We start from the raw sequence: 18,248 nt of genomic DNA, 5'->3' as shown, positions 1-18,248 counted from the left end.
TTGTGTAAAATGCTATCTTACTGTACGTGTTAGACTATCTTGTGCGTCCAGTTGTAGGACCTGTCTTGTGGATGTCTTTTTGTGTCGCGGTGACGGCCGCATCATGGCTCGACGCACTCCTCTTCGTGGGGAGCATCAGGAGCCCAGAGACAGACAGGGCCCCGCACCGATCGGTGCGGGGCCCTTGCTACGTGATGCCTGGTGTCAGCCCTTGTCGACGGGCGTCGAGGCGATGTCGTCGGCGGCCAGTATGCGGTTGCCACCGCGTCGCACCTGCGAGGTCGGCTCGACGTTCTCCTGCTCCGAGAGCTGCTTCAGCTGGTTCTCGAAGTAGGCCTTCAGGCGCGCACGGTACTCGCGCTCGTAGGCACGCAGATGGTCGACCTCGGTCTGCAGCTCCTGTCGCTGACGCTCGATATCGGCCAGGATCTGCTGCCGACGCTGGTTGGTCTCCTCGTCGAGCTTGTGGGCGCGCATCCGCGCAACGGCCTCGACACGCTCGGCCTTCTCCTTGGACTCGGTCTCGAGCCGCTCGGCCTCGCTGCGGGCATCGCTGAGCAGCTTGTCGGCCTCTTCCTTGGCCGAGTCCATGAGCTGGTCGGCATTGGTGGAAGCGATTTCCAGCAGACGAGCGGCGGCCACCGAGGCCTCGCTGACCGTGGCCACCTTCTGGGGCTCGGGGGTCGGCTCGGGCTCCTTGACCGGCTCCGGCTCCGGCTCCGGCTCGGGCTTCGCGGGCTCGGGCTCCTTGACCGGCTCGACCGGCTGCGCCACCTGCAGGCGGGTCTGCTCGGCGGGCGCGGGAGCGGCACCGCCACCGGCCTCCAGCTTCGAGCGCAGCTCGGCGTTCTCGGCGAGGAGACGCTCGAGCTCGGCCTCCACTTCGTCGAGGAACTGGTCGACCTCGCCCATGTCGTAGCCTTCACGCAGCCTTACGGCTGTGAAGCGCTTCTCGCGCACGTCTTCCGGCGTCAAGGGCATCGATTCACCTCTAGGTATGTATCCATCTCTGGGCCGCGCCGGACGGGGACCGGCGGTGTCACCCTCCACCGTACTGTGTCGCAGTGCAGGGCCGCTACGCACCTACCGCATCGGTGTCGTTGGCGCGCACCAGCCTAGTACATCAGGCCGCGCACCACGCCCTGGGCGATGACCAGGACGATGATGAGGATCATCGGCGAGAGGTCCAGCATCACCTGACCCAGGCGGATCGGAGGGATGACCTTGCGCAGGGCACGCAGCGGCGGATCCGTGACGGTGTAGATCACCTCGCAGATCACCGCCACGAAGCCACTCGGACGCCACTGACGCGCGAGCACCTGGATCCAGTCGACCACGAAACGGGCGATGACCAGCCAGATGGCGACCTGCAGGACGATCCAGATGACCTGTGCGATCGTTGAGCCCATCGATCAGCTCTGGTTGTAGAAGCCGCCGGCCACGATGGCCTGCTTGTCCTCCTCGGACACCACGATGCTCTCCGGGGAGAGCAGGAAGACCTTGGCGGTGATGCGATTGAGGGAGCCGTGCGAGGCGAAGACCAACCCGGCGGCGAAGTCGACCAGGCGCTTGGCGTCCTCGTCGCTGATATCCGACAGGTTCATGATCACCGGTACGCCGGAGCGGAAGTGCTCGCCGACCGTGCGGGCATCGTTGTAGGTGTGGGGGGTGACCGTCTCGATGCGCGAGAGATCCGTCGGGCCGACGAAGCTCGCGGCGCGACGCTCGTCGAGATCGGCGACCGGGCGCACCTGCGGACGGAAGGTCTGCTGCTCGGGCTCGGCAGCCTGGGCACGGGGCGCCTGGGCACGGGGCGCCTGGGCACGCGAGGTGCGGACGGGAGCATTCCGGACGGGCCCCGACTCCTCGACGTCGACGTCGTCGTAGTCGGCCTGCTCGACGAGGCCGAGGTACTCTCCGACTTTCCGCATTGCGCCTGCCATGGCTTCTCCGTCAGTGTCGTGCGTTGGGTGGTCTAGTGCGAGGTTACTGCAATGGAGGTCGTTCCCCGAGGATCGAACGACCGATCCGCAGGTGTGTCGCGCCGTGGGCGATCGCCGTGGCGAAATCGCCGCTCATGCCGGCCGACACGATGTCGGCGGCCGGATGATCCTGGCGGAGTCGTTCGCCGATCCTCGCCAGGTGCTCGAAGCTCGAGGCGGGGTCCGCGCCGAGCGGTGCGACGGTCATCACACCGCGGAGCCGAAGCCCTGGCAGCTCGGCGATGGTGTCGGCGAGCGCCGGCACCTCAGCGGGTTCGGCGCCGGCGCGGCCGGCGTCCTCCCCGCCGAAGTCGACCTGCACGAGGACCTCGATCTCCCGTTCAGCCGCTTCAGCCCCTCGCGAGAGCGATCGGGCCAGCTTGAGCCGGTCGACGCTCTGCACGACATCGGCGTATCGGGCCACCTGACCGGCTTTGTTGGTCTGCAGCCCACCGACGAAGTGGAGCCGGGGCATGTGCGCGCCCCCGGGGAGGACATCTTCGAGCTCCTCACGCTTGTCCCGCGCCTCGGGGTGTCGGTTCTCCCCCACGTCTGTGACCCCCAGCGCGGCGAGCGATGCGACATCCGAGGCCGGATAGGTCTTGGTGATCGCCACGAGGGTGAGCTCCTCGCGAGAGCGTCCGGCGGCCACGCAGGCCGCCGCGATCTCGTCCTCGACGAGGCAGAGTCGCCGGCGCAGCTCGTCGTCCCGACTCGTGGATCGATCGGTCACTCGTCCTCCTCGTGCATCGTCAGGAGCATGGCGAATCGTCCCGCCCGATCGCCATCGCGCCGGTAGGAGTGGAACCGCTCGTCCTCCAGCGTGCAGGTGCCGAGATCGGTGATCGTCACCTGCTCGGCGCTGAGCTGGGACGTCACGGCCGCGCCGAGGTCGATCGAGGGGGTCCCCCACGACGTGGTCGAGGAGGACCCGGGAACGCGCCCCTCGACCTCCGCCGCCAGCGCGGCGGGCACCTCATAGCAGCGGCCGCACACATGCGGTCCGATCCACGCGCGGAGGGATGCGGCGCCCTCGGACCGCAGACGCGCGATGGTGGCCGGGACGATGCCCTCGGCGGTGCCGGAGCGGCCGGCGTGGACCACCGCTCCCAGTGGGAGGCGATCGTCGGCCAGTACGATCGGCACGCAGTCGGCGACTCGGACGGCCGCGACCACACCGGGACCTTCGACGAGCAGCGCATCGGCGGTCGGTGTCGCGGCTGGGTCCGCGGGGGCGATCTCGACACCGTGCACCTGATGCATGAGCGCGATCGGGAGCCCGGCGAAGGCCCCCGAGAGGCGCTCGAGGGCGGCCGGATCCCCCGTACGCAGATCGCTGCGGGCATCGGTGACCGCGAACTCGGCCCGTCCGTGGCGCTCGCGATGCGAGAACACTGTCAGCGCAGGAAGTCCGGGACGTCCAGCCCGTCGTTGAAATCGCTCTGCGAGGCCGGCTCAGGCTCCGGGCGTGGGGCGGGCTCCGGGGAGGTCGCCGGGGGCGCCTGATGACGCGGCGGCTCCTGACGGGGTGCCGCGCTGCCGGGCTGCGAGGACGGTGCGGCGGGAGTCTGCCGAGGCTGCTCCGTGGCCGCCGGCTGCGCGGGCTCACCGCGCAGCAGCGCGGGCTGCGAGGCATCCCGGGCCTTGGGTTCGCCACCGTCGAAGCCGGCGGCGATGACAGTCACGCGCACTTCGTCTCCGAGCGAGTCGTCGATGACGGCGCCGAAGATGATGTTGGCCTCGGGGTGCACGGCGTCGCTGACCATGCCGGCTGCCTCGTTGATCTCGAAGAGCCCGAGATCCGAGCCGCCCGCGATGGACAGCAGCACGCCGCGGGCGCCCTCGATGGATGCCTCCAGGAGCGGACTCGACACGGCCATCTCGGCTGCCACGGCGGCGCGCTGCTCACCACGGGCCGAGCCGATGCCCATCAGGGCGGAACCGGCATCGCTCATGACCGACTTGACGTCGGCGAAGTCGAGATTGATGAGGCCCGGCGTGGTGATGAGGTCGGTGATGCCCGAGACGCCCTGGTACAGCACTTGATCGGCTTGGCGGAAGGAGTCGAGGAGGCTGACATTGGGATCGCTGATCGAGAGCAGGCGGTCATTGGGGATGACGATGAGGGTGTCGACCTCTTCGCGCAGCCGCTGGATGCCGTTGTCGGCCTGATTGGACCGGCTGCGGCCCTCGAACTTGAAGGGCCGGGTGACGACGCCGATGGTCAGCGCGCCGAGCGAGCGGGCGATCCGGGCGACGACCGGGGCGCCGCCGGTGCCGGTGCCGCCGCCCTCGCCCGCGGTGACGAAGACCATGTCGGCACCCTTGAGGGCCGCTTCGATCTCGTCGGCGTGGTCCTCGGCGGCCTTCTGGCCGATCTCGGGGTTGGCCCCCGCTCCGAGACCACGGGTGGAGTCGCGGCCGACGTCGAGCTTGACATCGGCATCGCTCATGAGCAGCGCCTGGGCGTCGGTGTTGATGGCGATGAACTCGACACCCTTGAGACCGACCTCGATCATGCGGTTGACGGCGTTGACGCCGCCGCCGCCGATGCCGACCACCTTGATCACCGCGAGGTAGTTCTGAACCGCCATCTGCCTTGCCCTTCGTTCGCTGACTGCCGTGAGTGAGACTGTGAACCTTAACCCTCAGGTCGAGGTTTATAGTTATGTCAACCTCTCGATGAAGAAGACTCTAGGTGCCGTCCGGCGGTCGATCCCGCCAACACGCCGGGCGACACCGCATCTCTGCGATCACGTCGACCTGAAGGCCTGAGACGGTGCCGAGTGGCGTGTTCCGCTCCCCGAGGAAGAGTTCACTCGCGCGTGGTGGGCCGCGTGGGAACGCTCACGTCGTACACGCTCGCGGGGAGGTTCAGCAGCACCTTGAGCACCCGGAGCTTGGCCTTCGCCTCCCCCGCGCTCCCCCACACGATCATCCGGCCGTCGGCCAGTGCCAACTCCACGGAGTCCACGGTCTCGGCCCGCACCTGGGCCACGCCGCCGGCGAGCGCCGGATCGATGCTCCGTACGTCGTCGGCGACTTGAGCCGCTGAGGCGAGCACGGCCTCGTCGTCGGTATCGGCCTGGAGCTCCAGGAGGCCCTCCGGCGGCGGATCGGCCGGGAGGAAGGCCACCCCATCGCCGTCGACCAGCCATGGCCCGGCCCCCTGCTGGACCCAGGCGACCGCCTCACGCTCGGTGACCGAGACGCTCACCGCATCGGGCCAGCCGCGCGAGACATCCACCGTCAAGGCCGGGGGCAACGCATCGGTCACGCGCTCCTCGATCGTCTCGGCGTCGAGTCGGGCCAGCGGCGTGCCGAGTGGCACCTCCGCGGCCTGGATCACCTGCTCCTCGGTGAGCTGCTCGACGCCGCTCACCCGGACCTTCTGCGCCACCAGCAGATCGGAGAACCAGACCGCCCACACCGCCACCCCCACCAGCGCGACCACCAGCACAGCCAGCAGCCCACGCTTCCAACGGCGGCGGCGCCGCTGACGCATCCGCTCCTCGAAGGCGGTCCTCGTCACCGGCTCTCCAACAGCGCCAGCAACCGCGGCCCGACCTCGGTGATGTCTCCGGCACCGAGCGTCACCAGGACGTCACCTGGGCGTACCAGCGCCGCGAGCCGGTCGGCGGCTTCGTCGACCGGACCGATCGCCTGGGCCGGCACCCCCGTCACGGCATCGGCGACGAGCTGAGCCGTGACCTCCGGGTCCGGATCCTCGCGGGCCAGGTAGATGTCGACCACCGCGACCTCGTCGGCCGCGGAGAGGGCCTGACCCATCAACGAGCCGAAGATGCGGGTCCTGCTGACCAGATGGGGCTGGAACACCGCCACGAGACGCGCACCGTCGGCCACCTGCCGCGCCGCGGCCAGGTCGGCCACGAGCTCGGTCGGATGATGCGCGTACGAGTCGTAGACCCGCACTCCTCCGGCCTCGCCCTTGTACTCCATGCGTCGCGCGGCACCCGCATAGTCGCCGAGCCCGCGGGCCAGCGCCGACGGCTCGTGGCCGAGCACCCAGCCCGCCGCCAACGCCAGCAGCGCGTCCTGAGCGTAGTGATGGCCCGGCACAGCCAGCTCGAGCGGCACCAGAACACCGCCGACCGCGGCGGTGAACAGCGTGCGGCCCCGCTCGACCCGCAGGTCGTGGGCGGTGACATCGGCGGGGACGTCGAGTCCGACCGTCACCACCCGCAGCCCGACCGAACGAGCCAGCTCCGCGAGCCGGCCGGCTCCCGGATCATCGACGCCCAGCACCACGGTGGTCTCGACCGTCGCGATGAAGTCGGCGAAGGCCTGCTCATAGGCCTCCACGCTCCCCCACACGTCGAGATGGTCGGCATCGACATTCGTGACCAGGGCCACCTGCGGGTGGTAGTGCAGGAAGGCGCCGTCGCTCTCATCGGCCTCCACCACGAAGACATCGTCGGAGCCCGCCCGGGCGTTGGTGCCGAGCGAGGGGATCTGGGCCCCGATCGCGAACGACGGATCCGCGCCGGCACCCTGCAGCGCACAGGTCAGCATCGCGGTGGTGGTGGTCTTGCCGTGCGTGCCGGCCACCGCCACGGTGACGGTGGGAGGGGTCATCAGCGCGGCCAGACCCGCCGAGCGCGGCCACAGCCGCACGCCACGCTGCTGGGCGGCCAGGATCTCCGGATTGTCCTCACGGACCGCGGTACTCGCGATGACCGTGTCGACACCGGCGATGTGCTCGTCACTCTGGCCGACGAAGCACTCGATGCCCTCGGCCCGCAGGGCCTCCAGGATCTCCGAGTCGCGTGCGTCCGAGCCCTGCACCCGCAGGCCTCGCTGCGCCATGATCCGTGCGATGGCCGACAACCCGGCACCGCCGATGCCGATGAAGTGCACCGTGCCGAGCTCCGCGGCCGGCAGGACGTGCTCGGGGACCGGGATCCTCACCGGCTCTCCCCTCCCGCCAGGTGGATCAGCTCGGCGAGCCGCTCGGCGGCATCTGCGCGGACGATATCTGATGCCGCCGCCGACATCTGATCGAGTGCGGCGGGGTCGGTCACCAGCGGGATGACGGCCTGTTCGACCCAGGCCGAGGTGAACGCCACATCGTCGATCAGCACGCCTCCCCCGGCCTCGACGACGGGATGGGCGTTCAGGGCTTGTTCCCCGTTGCCGATCGGCAGGGGCACGAAGGCTGCCGGAAGACCCACCGCGGCGACCTCGGTGACCGTATTGGCCCCCGACCGGCAGACCGTGAAGTCCGCGGCGGCGTAGGCCAGGTCCATGCGCTCGATGAACGGGATGACCCGATAGGGCGGGGCACCGGGCTCGGGCTCGACCGGAACCTCCTCGGGCCGGCCGGCGGCATGGAGCACCTGCACACCGGCCGCGGCGAGGGCCGGGGCGGCACCCGCCATCGCCTGGTTGATACGGCGCGCGCCCTGCGACCCGCCCGTCACCAGGATGGTCGGACGCTCAGGATCGAGGTCGAAGAACCGCCGGGCCTCATCGCGCTCGGCGCGCCGATCGAGTGAGGCGATCTCGCGCCGGATCGGCAGGCCCAGATACTGCGCACGCGGCAGCACCGTGTCCGGGAAGCTCGTGGCCACATGCTGGGTGAACCGGGCTCCCAGCTTGTTGGCGATGCCCGGCAGCGCATTGCCCTCGTGGACGACGATCGGCAGCTTGCGGCGCCGCGCCGCGAGATACGCCGGTACGGAGACATAGCCCCCGAAACCCACCACGACATCGGGCGAGAACCGGTCGATCACGTCAAGCGTGGCCTTCACGGTGCGTCGCAGCCGGACGGGCACCTTGACGAGGTCGGCGCCCGGACGGCGCGGGAGCGGCACGGGAGGCACCAACTCGAGCTCATAGCCGGCGGCCGGCACGAGCTCGACCTCCAGACCACGCGGAGTGCCGAGGCACACCAGATCATCGCCGGCGGCACTCAACACGGCCGCCGTGGCCAACAAAGGCGAGGTGTGTCCGGCGGTCCCCCCGCCGGCGAGCAGCACGCGCATCGTCACACCGCCGCCTTGCGACGACGGCTGGTGGCCAGGGCACGCGCCGCCCCTGGTTCGGTGGTGGCGCACTTGGCGAGGAAGCCGAGTCCGACGAGTGTGGCGAGCAGGCTGGACCCTCCGTACGAGATGAGCGGCAGCGGGATGCCGATGACCGGCAGCAGGCCGACCACCATGCCGACATTGATGATCGCCTGCGACAGCAGCCAGATCGTGATGCCCGCCGCCGTGTACCGCGCGAAGCGATCGCGGGCGCGCATGGCGATCCGAAAGCCGACGAAGCCCAGCATGACGAAAAGCGCCAAGAGCACGAGGGTCCCGGCCAGGCCGAGCTCCTCACCGATCACAGCCAGGATGAAGTCATTGTGCGCCTCAGGCAACGCGCCCCACTTCTGCCGGCTCTGGCCGAGCCCCACCCCGCCGAATCCACCGCGGGCGAAGGCCATCATCGCCTTGATCGATTGATGACCGGCGCCTTCGGGATCCGCGGTCGGGTCGAGGAAACTCAGCATGCGCGTCACGCGGTGAGGAGCCGTGGCGACGAAGAACACCGAAACGACGCCGATCACCAAGCCCAGGAACCACATGTACCGGGCCGGCAGACCGGCCACCCACAGCATCCCGACGATCACCGCGAAGAGCACGAGGGCGGTTCCGAGGTCGTCCTGCGCGACGACCATCGCCGCCACCGCACCGGCCACAGGGAGCATCGGCGTGAGGATGTAGCGCGGCGTGCCGAGGTACTTGTGCCGTCGGTCGTACAGGTCGGCGATCCACAGCACCAGCACCAGCTTGGCGAGCTCGGAGGGCTGCAGGTTGAATCCGCCGAACAGCGGCAGCCAGTTGCGATTGCCGTTGATCTCCAGGCCCAGTGGAGTGAAGGTCAGGCCGATGAGCACGACGACGATCAACAGGACGGGGCGGATCAGCATCCGCAGCTTGCTCAGCGGCATCCGCAGCACGATCAGGAAGCCCACCACGCCGAGCGCGGCGAAGATCACCTGCCGGATCGCGATGTAGAAGGAGTCCCCGTAGGTGCGCAGCGCGAAGACCGAGCTGGCGCTCAGCACCATGATGAGTCCGAGGCCCAGCAGGATCGCCGTGAGACCCAGGACGAGCTGATAGGACGCGAGCGGTCGCGCCAGCACCTGGCGCACCGACTCCATGGCCGCGGAGGCACGGCGCGGCGCAGCGCTGCCTCTGGGTCGAGTGCTCGTACGAGACTCACTCATGCCGCCACCACCAGAAGAAAAACAGAATACGGCGATGCCGGCATGACAAAGCGCTGAATGATTCGCTCGCTGCGCTCACTCATGCCGCCACCACCAGAAGAAAAACAGAATACGGCGATGCCGGCATGACAAAGCGCTGAATGATTCGCTCGCTGCGCTCACTCATGGTCGGGTCCTTCGGCGAGGCGGGGAAGATCGGGGAAGGAAGAGAGCTGGTAGGGACTACGTGCGGTCGGCGAGACGTCGGACCGCCTCGGCGAACGACTCGCCACGCTGCGCGTAGTCGGTGAACTGGTCCATGGACGCGCAGGCCGGAGCGAGAAGCACCGTGTCACCGTCGCCGGCGAACGACGACGCGACCTCGACCACACGATCCATGAGGTCATCCTCGCTCGTCTCGACCTCGACGACCGGCACCTCGGGCGCGTGTCGCGCCAACGCTTCGGCGATGAGAGCACGGTCCCGGCCGATCAGCACGACGGCGCGCAGACGGTCGCGGGCACCCGCGACCAGGTCGTCGAAGGTCGCGCCCTTGGCGAGTCCACCGGCGATCCACACCGCACTCTCGACCGCGGACAACGCCGCAGCGGCCGCGTGCGGGTTGGTGGCCTTGGAGTCGTCGACATAGCGGATGCCGCCGATCCGGCCGACCTCCGCGACGCGATGCGGCCCTGGACGGAAGGCACGCAGACCCGCTCTGACCGCGGCGGGCTCGACCCCGTGAGCCCGGGCGAGCGCGGCCGCGGCGAGGGCGTTCTCGATCACATGGGGCGCGTCGTCGTAGAGATCGTCGAGCGACCCCAGCTCGGCCGCCTGCTCAGCGCGGTTCTCCACGAAGGCACGGTCCGCCAGCAGGTCGTCGACGACTCCCAGCTCGCTGAGCCCGGGCACGCCGCGGGTGAAGCCGATCGCCCGTGCCCCCTCGATCACATCGGCATCCTCGACGAGTCGCCGCGTCATGGGATCGGCCACGTTGTAGACACAGGCCCGCTGCACGTTCTCGTAGACGCGGCCCTTGGCGGTCGCGTAGGCGTCCGCTCCCCCGTGCCAGTCGTAGTGGTCGGGAGCGATATTCAGGACGGCCGCCGCCTCAGCGGACATCGACGAGATCCAATGCAGCTGGAAGCTGGAGAGCTCGACCGCCAGCACGTCGTAGCCCTCGGGATCCATGACGGCCTCGAGCACCGGCGTGCCGACATTGCCGACCGCCCGTGCCCGCAGTCCAGCGGCGAGCAGGATCTGCTCGAGCATCTGGACCGTCGTGGTCTTGCCATTGGTGCCGGTCACGGCGAGCCACGGCGCGGCATCCGGGCCGCGCAGCCGCCAGGCGAGCTCGACCTCGCCCCAGATCGGGATGCCGCGCTCGGCGGCCTCGGCCAGCAGCGGCGTGTCCGGACGCCATCCCGGCGAGGTCACCACGACGTCGATGTCATCGGGAAGGGTGTCGGTGGCGCCGGGTCCGAGGCGGACATCGGCGCCCAGGATCCTGAGCAGGACTGCCTGCTCACGCCGTGCGGCATCGCCTTCCGATGCATCCACCGCGATGACCGCGGCACCGAGATGCGTGAGGGTGTCCGCCGCGGCGAAACCGCTCACCCCGAAGCCCGCGACGAGGGCCCGCACACCCTCCCAGGAGTCGTCTCGCCCCAGCGCGTCCAGGTCGATCCCGGTCACTGGCGGCTGATCCAATCCCAGTAGAAGACCGCGACTCCAGCGAGAACGCACAACCCACAGATGATCCAGAACCGGACCACGATGGTGATCTCGGCCCAGCCCTTGAGCTCGAAGTGGTGCTGCAGCGGGGCCATCCGGAAGACGCGTTTGCCCCCGGACAACTTGAAGTAACCCACCTGGATGATCACCGAGAGCGTGATGATGACGAACAGGCCGCCCAGCAGCACCAGCAGCAGCTCGGTGCGGGTCATCAGCGCGAGGCCGGCAATCGCGCCGCCGAGCGACAGCGAGCCGGTGTCGCCCATGAAGATCTTGGCCGGCGAGGTGTTCCACCACAGGAATCCGAAGCAGGCGCCGGTGAGCGCCGCGGCGATCGTCGCGAGGTCCATCGGGTCGCGGACCTCGTAACATCCGGCCGCCAGGTCGTACGCACAGTTCTGGTTGTACTGCCACACGTTGATGACGACATAGGCGCCGAACACCATGACCGAGGCGCCGGTCGCGAGACCATCGAGACCGTCGGTGAGGTTGACGCCATTGGAGGTCGCCGCGATGAGCAGCAGCACCCAGATGATCAGGGCCACCGTCGGCAATGTCCATCCCGGGATGTCGCGGGCGAAGGAGATCGCATGCGTGATCGGCGTCTGCCCGCGGTCATCCTCCCAGCCGATCGCGAGCACGGCGAAGATCAGACCCACCGAGACCTGCCCGATCATCTTGGCCTTACTGCGCAGGCCGAGGGAACGCTGCTTGGAGATCTTGATGTAGTCGTCGAGGAAGCCGATGAGGCCGAGGCCGACGAACAGGAACAGCAGCAGCCAGCCGGAGGGGCTCGGCCAGAAACCGGTGGCCAGCTTGGCCACCGCGTAGGCGAACACCACGGAGAAGATGATGACGATGCCGCCCATGGTGGGCGTGCCGCGCTTGGTGTGGTGGGAGGTCGGACCGTCGTCGCGGATCAGCTGCCCGTAGCCCTTGGCGACGAGCACGGAGATCGCCCACTTGGTCCCGACGAGTGTGCCCAGGAGTCCGAGGGCACCGGCGATCAGGACAGCAAGCACGGGGCGGGTTCCTTTCGAAGACAGGTCATCGTCATCGGTCGGCGGCGAGCAACGCGTCGGCGACACGCTCGAGCCGTTCGCCCCTCGATGCTTTCACGAGCACCACGTGACCGGGCCGCAGGCTCCTGTCGAGTGTACGGATGGCGTCGTCGGGCGTCGCGGCGACCTCGGCGATCGCTCCCGCTCCGCGCACGATGTCTTCAGCGTGATCACCGACCGCGACCACGCGTCCGATTCCCAGGCGGGCTGCCAGGGCACCGACCGCCTCGTGGTCCTCGCGCGCCCGCTCTCCGAGCTCCAGCATGCTGCCCAGGACGGCGACCGAGTCGGCGGTATCGGCGAGACCCGCCAGGGCGCGCAGCGCCGCCTCCATCGACTCGGGATTCGCGTTGTACGCGTCGTTGACGATGATGACCCCGTCGGCGCGTTCATGGCGTTCCATCCGCATGGGCGAGCGCGGTCCGGCGGTCGCCAGTGAGGCGATGGCCTCCTCGGTCGCGACGCCCGCGGCCCGGGCGGCGGCGAGCGCTGCTGCCGCGTTGAGCACCTGGTGCGGGCCCAGCTGCGCCACCGTGAGATCGTGGTCGGCTCCGTCCACCTGGACCGTGACATGCGGATATCCGGCGGCATCGGCGCTGACCTCGCCGGTTAGGCGGACGTCCTCGCCGGCGAATCCGAAGGTGGCGACACGCGCCGCCGTCCGGGACGCCATCGCGGCGACGCGGTGGTCATCGGCGTTGAGCACCGCGACTCCCCCCCTGCCGACGGCCTCGACCAGCTCACCCTTGGCCAGTGCCGTGATCTCCGGCGTGCCGAACTCGCCCAGATGAGCGGAGCCGATATTGAGGACCACGCCGATGTCCGGCGGGGCGATTCCGCACAGATACGCGATGTGGCCGACACCTCGGGCGCCCATCTCTACGACGAGATAGCGGGTGTCGGCATCGGCCCGCAGGACGGTGAGGGGAACGCCCAGTTCGTTGTTGAAGGAGCCCCGGGGGGCGATGGTGGGCGCCTGGTCGCCGAGCACACCGGCCAGCATGTCCTTGACGCTCGTCTTGCCCTGCGATCCGGTGACGGCGATCACAGCGATCTCACCCCGCTCGCGCAGGGCTCCGAGGCTGTGCCGGGCGAGCGCGGCCATGGCCGCGGGGACGTCCTCGACCACCACGGACGGGCCCTCGACCTCAGCGGTCACCAGTGCCAGCGCGGCGCCGGCATCCAGCGCCCCCGGCACGAAGCGATGTCCGTCGGCGTGATCCCCTGCCATCGCGGCGAAGATCACGCCCGCTGCCGCCTCGCGCGAGTCGATGACGACCGGTCCGGGCACCGCGAGGCCGGGATCGGCACGCAGGGCACCACCGGTGATCTCGGCGATATCGGCGGCGGTGAGTCCCCCGATCATCGCAGTGCCTCCAGACACTCGCGGACGACCTCGCGATCGTCGAAGGGGTGGACCACGCCGGCGATCTCCTGTCCGCGCTCGTGTCCCTTGCCCGCGATGACGACCGTGTCCCCGGCCCGTGCCATCGAGAGCGCCTCGGCGATCGCCGCGCGCCGGCCGGCGACCTCGACGACCTCCGCCTGGGCATCACGCGCCCCCTCGATGACCGCGGCCCGGATGTGGGCAGGGTCCTCCGAACGCGGATTGTCGTCGGTGACCACGAGCACGTCCGCGCGCTCGGCCGCAGCAGCGCCCATCACGGATCGCTTGCCGCGGTCCCGGTCTCCGCCAGCGCCGAGCACGACGATGAGCCGTCCTTCCGTTACCGGTCGCAGGGCCTCCAGCACCGCCACGATCGCATCCGGCTTGTGCGCGTAGTCGACCACCACCGTCACATCTCGTCCGGAGTCGATGCGTTCCATCCGTCCGGGCACGCCCGGGCTCCGTGCGATCCCGGTCGCGGCCTCCCGCGGATCGCGTCCCGTGGCAGCTAGGGCGGCGACGACGGCGGCCGCATTGGCCACATTGAAGGCCCCGGGCAGCGGGACCACCAGCTCGACCTGATCGCCATCGGGGGTCTGCAGTACTGCCCGCGACCCTAGTGACTGCGCCTCGAGATCGGTGACCCGCCAGTCGGCGGGCTCACCCCCGGTCGAGACTGTGGTGACGGGGATCTCGGCCTCAGCGGCGAGCCGGCGGCCGTAATCGTCGTCGACCAGCACGACGCCCGCACGGGCGTGCTCGGGCGTGAAAAGCCTCGCCTTGGCCCGGAAGTAGTCCTCCATGTCGGTGTGGAAGTCCAGGTGGTCGCGACCGAGATTCAGGAAGACGCCGATATCGAAGACGAAGCCGTCGACCCGGCCCTTGACGAGGGCATGGCTCGACACCTCCATGGCGCAGGCGGTCACCCGCTCCTCGCGCATCACCGCGAAGAGCGCTTGCAGGGCAGGCGCCTCGGGGGTCGTCAGACTCGACGCCGCAGGCACGCCCGCGATCCGGGTGCCGATCGTGCCGATGACCGCCGGCCGCTCTCCGCTGAGTGCCGCCTCCGCCAGATAGGTGCTGGTGGTCTTGCCCTGGGTGCCCGTGATGCCGATCGTGGTGAACGCCTCACTGGGATGGTCGTACACATCGGCCGCGAGATCAGCCAGGACTCGACGCGGATCCTCCACCACGAGATACGGGAGCCCGTCGGGGACGCACTGCAGGCCTCGCGCATCGGTCAGCACCGCCGCTGCGCCCGAGGCGGCGGCCTGGTCGGCGAAGCGCGCTCCGTGTGTACTCGCCCCCGGCAGCGCGGCGTAGAGATCTCCCGGCCGCACGTCCGCGGTGTTCAGGCTCAGTCCCGTCACCTCGGCCTCGCCGTGCGGACGGACGCCGAGCCGGTGGGCCAGCGAACGCAGTGAACGATGCGGAGGCTCGGTCGGCCGAACCCGCATGGACTCATCAACCACGCCTCCCAACCTAGTGCCCCGGACCGAGGCGGCGAGCAGGCGCGCGAGGTGTCGTGGTGCTCACCAGTACTGCGCGACCTCGGGCGATGGCGAGCCGGTCGGCATCACGCCGAAACGCTCGAGCGCCATCGACATGATGTCGTGGAAGATCGGAGCGGCCAGCGAGCCACCACCGGCACCGCCGGGCGCCTTGTCGATCACGACATAGGTCACGAAGCGCGGCTTGTCCGCCGGGGCGAAGCCCACGAAGGACACCAGGTTCTGACCCCGCAGGTAGCGTCCCGTGTCGGGATCGACGCGCCACGCGGTACCGGTCTTGCCGGCGACGCGGTAGCCCTCGACCTGCGCCGCGGGTGCTGTCCCGTCATCGGCCGTGACAGCCTCCATCATCCGGGTGACCTGCGCAGCCGCCTCCGGGGACACGACGCGATCCGGCTCGTCCTGTTCGACCTTCTTCTCCGTGCCGTCCGGTGCGATCGTCGACTCTACGACGGTCGGGTCGCAGCCCATGCCGTCGTTGGCGATGACGCCGATGGCCCGCAGCATCTGCACGCCCGTCACCGAGATGCCTTGTCCGAAGGAGGTCGTGGCGTGCTTCGCGCGGGTCCAACTGTCCGCATCCTCCACGATGCCCGCGGACTCGCCGGGAAGGCCGACCCCGGTCTGCTCGCCGAAGCCGAACTTGCGCAGGTAGTCGTAGAAGGTCTGATCGTCCATCTGCTGGGCCGCGACGATCGTGCCGAGGTTGGAGGACTGGGCGATGACCCCAGCCGCCGTCATCTGCAGCACGCCGTGATCCCAGTGGTCGCCGATCCGGAAGCCGTCGATCGTCATGCCCTCGGGCACCCGCACCTTCGAGTCGGCATTGATGAGCCCCTGGTCGGCCAGAGCGGCCATCGTCACCGGCTTCATGACCGAGCCCGGTTCGTAGACCGTCTGGGTGGCCCGTGAGACCGTGTTCTGATCGGTGATGCCCTGGCGGGTGTCCGGATTGAAGGTGGGTGCCTGCGACATCTGGAGGATCTGGCAGGTCTTGACGTCCATCGTGATCGCGAGCCCCCAGGCGGAGCCGGTCGAGGACACCACCTCCGAGAGCCTCCGGTCGGCGAACCACTGCAGGTCGCGGTCGATCGTGGTCTTGACGGCGGTGCCCGGCACCATCTCCTCGACGGTGTTGTCGGCCATCGGGATGCGCTGACCTGTCGAGGACACCTCATAGGTGCTGGAGCCGTCGGTGCCGGTGAGTTGATCGTCGAACATCTGCTCGATGCCCTGCACGCCTTTGCCTGAGTTGTCGGTGAAACCGAGGAGATTCGCCGCGAGCGACCCGCCGGGGTAGCTGCGCAGGTTCTCCTTCTCGGTGAAGACGCCGGTGTACTGCGCATCGCGCACGGCCTTGACCGCATCGGAGGCCTCCGATGCGGGGATGTCGCGGACGACGTAGACGAATCGCGAATCGGGCGTGCGAAGCTTCTCGATCGTGTCGAAGTAGTCGATCTCGGCCGGTAGCTGCTCGTAGAGGATACGCGCGATCTGGGGGGCGTGCTCGGACGTCATGCTGGGATCGGCGGTGATGGTGAGACCGTCGGTATTGGAGGCCAGCTCCACGCCATTGCGATCGACGATCGCGCCGCGAGGCGCGGGCACCGTGGTCGTCGCGGTGCCGTTCTGCACGGCCATCGCCGCATAGGCCTTGGCATCGACCCCCTGGATCTGAAACAACCGCAGGCCGAACACGAGGAAGACCGCCAGCGCGAGCACGAGACACACCCGCACCCGGCGCCGGGTCATCGCGGTGATCATCACTGACCTCCCTCTCCAGCGGGGATCGGCTGACCGATCACCGTGCCATCGGCCAATCGCAGGAAGACCGGGTTGGCCGGCGGGACCATGCCGGCATTGGTCGCCTTGTCCGCAAGGGACTGCGGTGACTGCAGGTCCTGCAGTTCACGGGCCAGACCCTCACGTTCGATCCGCAGGCTCTCGTTCTCCCGGGTGAGATCGGAGAGCACGAAGGACTGGCTCTGCATGATCGTGCTCATGATGATGAGGCCGACGAGGCCGACGCCGAGCACCGTCAACAGCACGACGACGAAGGGCGCCCGCTTCGCTCGCTGGCGCACCGGCGCGACGAGGCGCAGACCGGCCGAACGGACCTCATGTCCCCGCGCGACGAGTGCGCGACCGGCCTGACTCGCGACCGCGCTCCCCCGGCTCATCGCCACCGCCCGGAGGGACGCGGACCGGACGGACGCGGCAACGGGCGTTCGATCGCCAAGGCGTTAACGCTGATCATGGGCGATCCTTTCGACGGCACGCAGGCGGACAGAGGTGGCACGGGGGTTCTCGGCGATCTCGGTCTCCGAGGCGCGTTCCGCTCCCCGGGTGAGGAGCCGGAACCGCGGCTCATGTTCAGGTGGCACGACCGGGAGGCCGGGCGGGGCGGTGCTCGTCGTGGCCGCGGCGAAGGTCCGCTTGGTGATCCGGTCCTCCAGGGAGTGATAGGACAGCACCACGACCCGCCCACCGATCTCCGTGAGCCCGAGCGCTGCCGGTAACGCTCGCTCATAGGCGCCGAGCTCGTCGTTGACCTCGATCCGCAAGGCCTGGAAGGTGCGTTTGGCCGGGTTGCCACCGGTGCGGCGCGCGGGCGCCGGGATCGCGTCCCGGACCAGCTCGACCAGCCGGGCGCTGCGCTCGAAGGGCTCGCGCTCCCGTTCGCGCACGATCGTGCGGGCGATCTTGCGAGCGAACTTCTCCTCACCGTAGTCACGGAGCACGCGCGCGAGCTCTCTCTCCTCATAGCTGTTGAGGACCTCGGCCGCCGTCAGCGGATCCTGCGGATTCATCCGCATGTCCAACGGCGCGTCCTGGGCATAGGCGAAGCCCCGCTCGGCCTGATCGAGCTGCATCGAGGACACGCCGAGGTCGAAGAGCACACCGGTCACCCGGGCCACCCCGACACTGCGCACGGCCTCGGCGATCTCGTCGTAGACAGCGTGCACCGGCGTGAACCGGTCGCCGAAGGGTTCTAGCCGCGCAGTCGCACGCCGCAGGGCGTCGCCGTCGCGATCGATGCCGATCACCCTCACTTCGCCGAACCGCTCCAATATCGCCTCGCTGTGGCCACCGAGACCGAGGGTCGTGTCCACCAGGACCGGGGTGTCGGCCGCCAGCACAGCCGGCTCCAGCAGGTCCAGCACGCGGTCGGCCACCACCGGGATGTGCCGCGGCGCCGTCACCATGCCCCCAGAGCGGCGGAGAGGACGAGCACCACCGTGGTGCTCGCGCCGAGCGACACCGCCATGACGGCGAGACGCTGGGCGATCTGCACGCGGATGCGTGGGTCGGGCCGCGGACCGGTGTTCACGAGCGCCGATCCCCGCCCGCATGGTT

17 protein-coding genes and 1 pseudogene are annotated in these 18,248 nt (G+C 69.2%); all 18 read right to left on the bottom strand.

The features are described 5' to 3' along the window. Positions 1 to 204: 204 nt before the first annotated feature. The 18 genes and pseudogenes from BHE97_RS10785 to BHE97_RS20985 all read right to left on the bottom strand — a co-directional run bounded on the left by BHE97_RS10785 (position 205) and on the right by BHE97_RS20985 (position 18,222). The gene (locus BHE97_RS10785) at positions 205 to 981 is read right to left on the bottom strand and encodes a DivIVA domain-containing protein (protein WP_087624032.1); all 777 of its coding nucleotides are present in this window, start codon (positions 979 to 981) and stop codon (positions 205 to 207) included. 134 nt (positions 982 to 1,115) lie between these two features. After that, positions 1,116 to 1,409 (bottom strand): YggT family protein, encoded by a 294-nt coding sequence (locus BHE97_RS10780; protein WP_081085349.1) that lies wholly within the window; start codon positions 1,407 to 1,409, stop codon positions 1,116 to 1,118. 3 nt (positions 1,410 to 1,412) lie between these two features. Then, complete coding sequence (gene sepF, locus BHE97_RS10775) at positions 1,413 to 1,943, bottom strand: cell division protein SepF (protein ID WP_087624031.1); 531 nt, start codon at positions 1,941 to 1,943, stop codon at positions 1,413 to 1,415. 43 nt (positions 1,944 to 1,986) lie between these two features. Continuing rightward, the gene (locus BHE97_RS10770; RefSeq protein ID WP_087624030.1) at positions 1,987 to 2,715 is read right to left on the bottom strand and encodes a YggS family pyridoxal phosphate-dependent enzyme; all 729 of its coding nucleotides are present in this window, start codon (positions 2,713 to 2,715) and stop codon (positions 1,987 to 1,989) included. Continuing rightward, positions 2,712 to 3,377 carry a polyphenol oxidase family protein gene (locus BHE97_RS10765; RefSeq protein WP_236757643.1) on the bottom strand — a complete coding sequence of 222 codons (666 nt, stop codon included), beginning with the start codon at positions 3,375 to 3,377 and terminating at the stop codon, positions 2,712 to 2,714. Before BHE97_RS10765 ends, BHE97_RS10770 begins: the two co-directional genes overlap by 4 nt. Before the next feature lie 2 nt (positions 3,378 to 3,379). Further along, positions 3,380 to 4,582: pseudogene (gene ftsZ, locus BHE97_RS10760) on the bottom strand (cell division protein FtsZ); the annotation flags it as partial. 215 nt (positions 4,583 to 4,797) lie between these two features. Beyond that, on the bottom strand, positions 4,798 to 5,514 hold the full coding sequence (locus tag BHE97_RS10755; protein ID WP_087624027.1) for an FtsQ-type POTRA domain-containing protein: 717 nt from the start codon (positions 5,512 to 5,514) through the stop codon (positions 4,798 to 4,800). Continuing rightward, positions 5,511 to 6,911: a UDP-N-acetylmuramate--L-alanine ligase gene (gene murC, locus BHE97_RS10750; RefSeq protein ID WP_087624026.1), complete on the bottom strand. Its 1,401-nt coding sequence runs from the start codon at positions 6,909 to 6,911 to the stop codon at positions 5,511 to 5,513. The genes BHE97_RS10755 and murC overlap by 4 nt, the downstream gene beginning before the upstream one ends. Continuing rightward, on the bottom strand, positions 6,908 to 7,987 hold the full coding sequence (gene murG / locus BHE97_RS10745; protein ID WP_087624025.1) for an undecaprenyldiphospho-muramoylpentapeptide beta-N-acetylglucosaminyltransferase: 1,080 nt from the start codon (positions 7,985 to 7,987) through the stop codon (positions 6,908 to 6,910). The genes murC and murG overlap by 4 nt, the downstream gene beginning before the upstream one ends. 2 nt (positions 7,988 to 7,989) lie before the next feature. Beyond that, entirely contained in the window at positions 7,990 to 9,219 is a 1,230-nt protein-coding gene (gene ftsW / locus BHE97_RS10740; protein ID WP_087624024.1) for a putative lipid II flippase FtsW, read from the bottom strand. Positions 9,220 to 9,441: 222 nt separating this feature from the next. Then, complete coding sequence (gene murD, locus BHE97_RS10735; RefSeq protein ID WP_236757642.1) at positions 9,442 to 10,893, bottom strand: UDP-N-acetylmuramoyl-L-alanine--D-glutamate ligase; 1,452 nt, start codon at positions 10,891 to 10,893, stop codon at positions 9,442 to 9,444. Continuing rightward, positions 10,890 to 11,954 (bottom strand): phospho-N-acetylmuramoyl-pentapeptide-transferase, encoded by a 1,065-nt coding sequence (gene mraY, locus BHE97_RS10730; protein ID WP_087624023.1) that lies wholly within the window; start codon positions 11,952 to 11,954, stop codon positions 10,890 to 10,892. The genes murD and mraY overlap by 4 nt, the downstream gene beginning before the upstream one ends. 31 nt (positions 11,955 to 11,985) lie before the next feature. Further along, positions 11,986 to 13,359 carry a UDP-N-acetylmuramoyl-tripeptide--D-alanyl-D-alanine ligase gene (gene murF, locus BHE97_RS10725; protein ID WP_087624022.1) on the bottom strand — a complete coding sequence of 458 codons (1,374 nt, stop codon included), beginning with the start codon at positions 13,357 to 13,359 and terminating at the stop codon, positions 11,986 to 11,988. Further along, the gene (locus tag BHE97_RS10720) at positions 13,356 to 14,852 is read right to left on the bottom strand and encodes a UDP-N-acetylmuramoyl-L-alanyl-D-glutamate--2,6-diaminopimelate ligase (protein WP_236757641.1); all 1,497 of its coding nucleotides are present in this window, start codon (positions 14,850 to 14,852) and stop codon (positions 13,356 to 13,358) included. Before BHE97_RS10720 ends, murF begins: the two co-directional genes overlap by 4 nt. A 60-nt stretch (positions 14,853 to 14,912) precedes the next feature. Next, the gene (locus BHE97_RS10715; RefSeq protein ID WP_087624020.1) at positions 14,913 to 16,655 is read right to left on the bottom strand and encodes a penicillin-binding protein 2; all 1,743 of its coding nucleotides are present in this window, start codon (positions 16,653 to 16,655) and stop codon (positions 14,913 to 14,915) included. Continuing rightward, on the bottom strand, positions 16,655 to 17,071 hold the full coding sequence (locus tag BHE97_RS10710; RefSeq protein WP_087624019.1) for a hypothetical protein: 417 nt from the start codon (positions 17,069 to 17,071) through the stop codon (positions 16,655 to 16,657). Before BHE97_RS10710 ends, BHE97_RS10715 begins: the two co-directional genes overlap by 1 nt. A 63-nt stretch (positions 17,072 to 17,134) precedes the next feature. Next, positions 17,135 to 18,097: a 16S rRNA (cytosine(1402)-N(4))-methyltransferase RsmH gene (rsmH, locus tag BHE97_RS10705; RefSeq protein ID WP_087624018.1), complete on the bottom strand. Its 963-nt coding sequence runs from the start codon at positions 18,095 to 18,097 to the stop codon at positions 17,135 to 17,137. Next, the gene (locus tag BHE97_RS20985) at positions 18,091 to 18,222 is read right to left on the bottom strand and encodes a hypothetical protein (protein WP_272896909.1); all 132 of its coding nucleotides are present in this window, start codon (positions 18,220 to 18,222) and stop codon (positions 18,091 to 18,093) included. The genes rsmH and BHE97_RS20985 overlap by 7 nt, the downstream gene beginning before the upstream one ends. Between the last annotated feature and the right edge of the window lie 26 nt (positions 18,223 to 18,248).

This window comes from Aeromicrobium sp. PE09-221 (assembly GCF_002174305.1).
Classification (GTDB): Bacteria; Actinomycetota; Actinomycetes; order Propionibacteriales; family Nocardioidaceae; genus Aeromicrobium.
The sequence above is the reverse complement of the archived record's forward strand: the minus strand, read 5'-3'. Positions and strand labels throughout refer to the sequence as shown.

What these genes read in the sequence shown, in the direction of transcription:
- BHE97_RS10785 (WP_087624032.1), bottom strand. Translation starts at nt 981, where the DNA reads ATGCCCTTGACGCCGGAAGACGTGCGCGAGAAGCGCTTCACAGCCGTA.
- BHE97_RS10780 (WP_081085349.1), bottom strand. Translation starts at nt 1,409, where the DNA reads ATGGGCTCAACGATCGCACAGGTCATCTGGATCGTCCTGCAGGTCGCC.
- sepF (WP_087624031.1), bottom strand. Translation starts at nt 1,943, where the DNA reads ATGGCAGGCGCAATGCGGAAAGTCGGAGAGTACCTCGGCCTCGTCGAG.
- murG (WP_087624025.1), bottom strand. Translation starts at nt 7,987, where the DNA reads ATGCGCGTGCTGCTCGCCGGCGGGGGGACCGCCGGACACACCTCGCCT.
- ftsW (WP_087624024.1), bottom strand. Translation starts at nt 9,219, where the DNA reads ATGAGTGAGTCTCGTACGAGCACTCGACCCAGAGGCAGCGCTGCGCCG.
- murF (WP_087624022.1), bottom strand. Translation starts at nt 13,359, where the DNA reads ATGATCGGGGGACTCACCGCCGCCGATATCGCCGAGATCACCGGTGGT.
- BHE97_RS10715 (WP_087624020.1), bottom strand. Translation starts at nt 16,655, where the DNA reads ATGATCACCGCGATGACCCGGCGCCGGGTGCGGGTGTGTCTCGTGCTC.
- BHE97_RS10710 (WP_087624019.1), bottom strand. Translation starts at nt 17,071, where the DNA reads ATGAGCCGGGGGAGCGCGGTCGCGAGTCAGGCCGGTCGCGCACTCGTC.
- rsmH (WP_087624018.1), bottom strand. Translation starts at nt 18,097, where the DNA reads ATGGTGACGGCGCCGCGGCACATCCCGGTGGTGGCCGACCGCGTGCTG.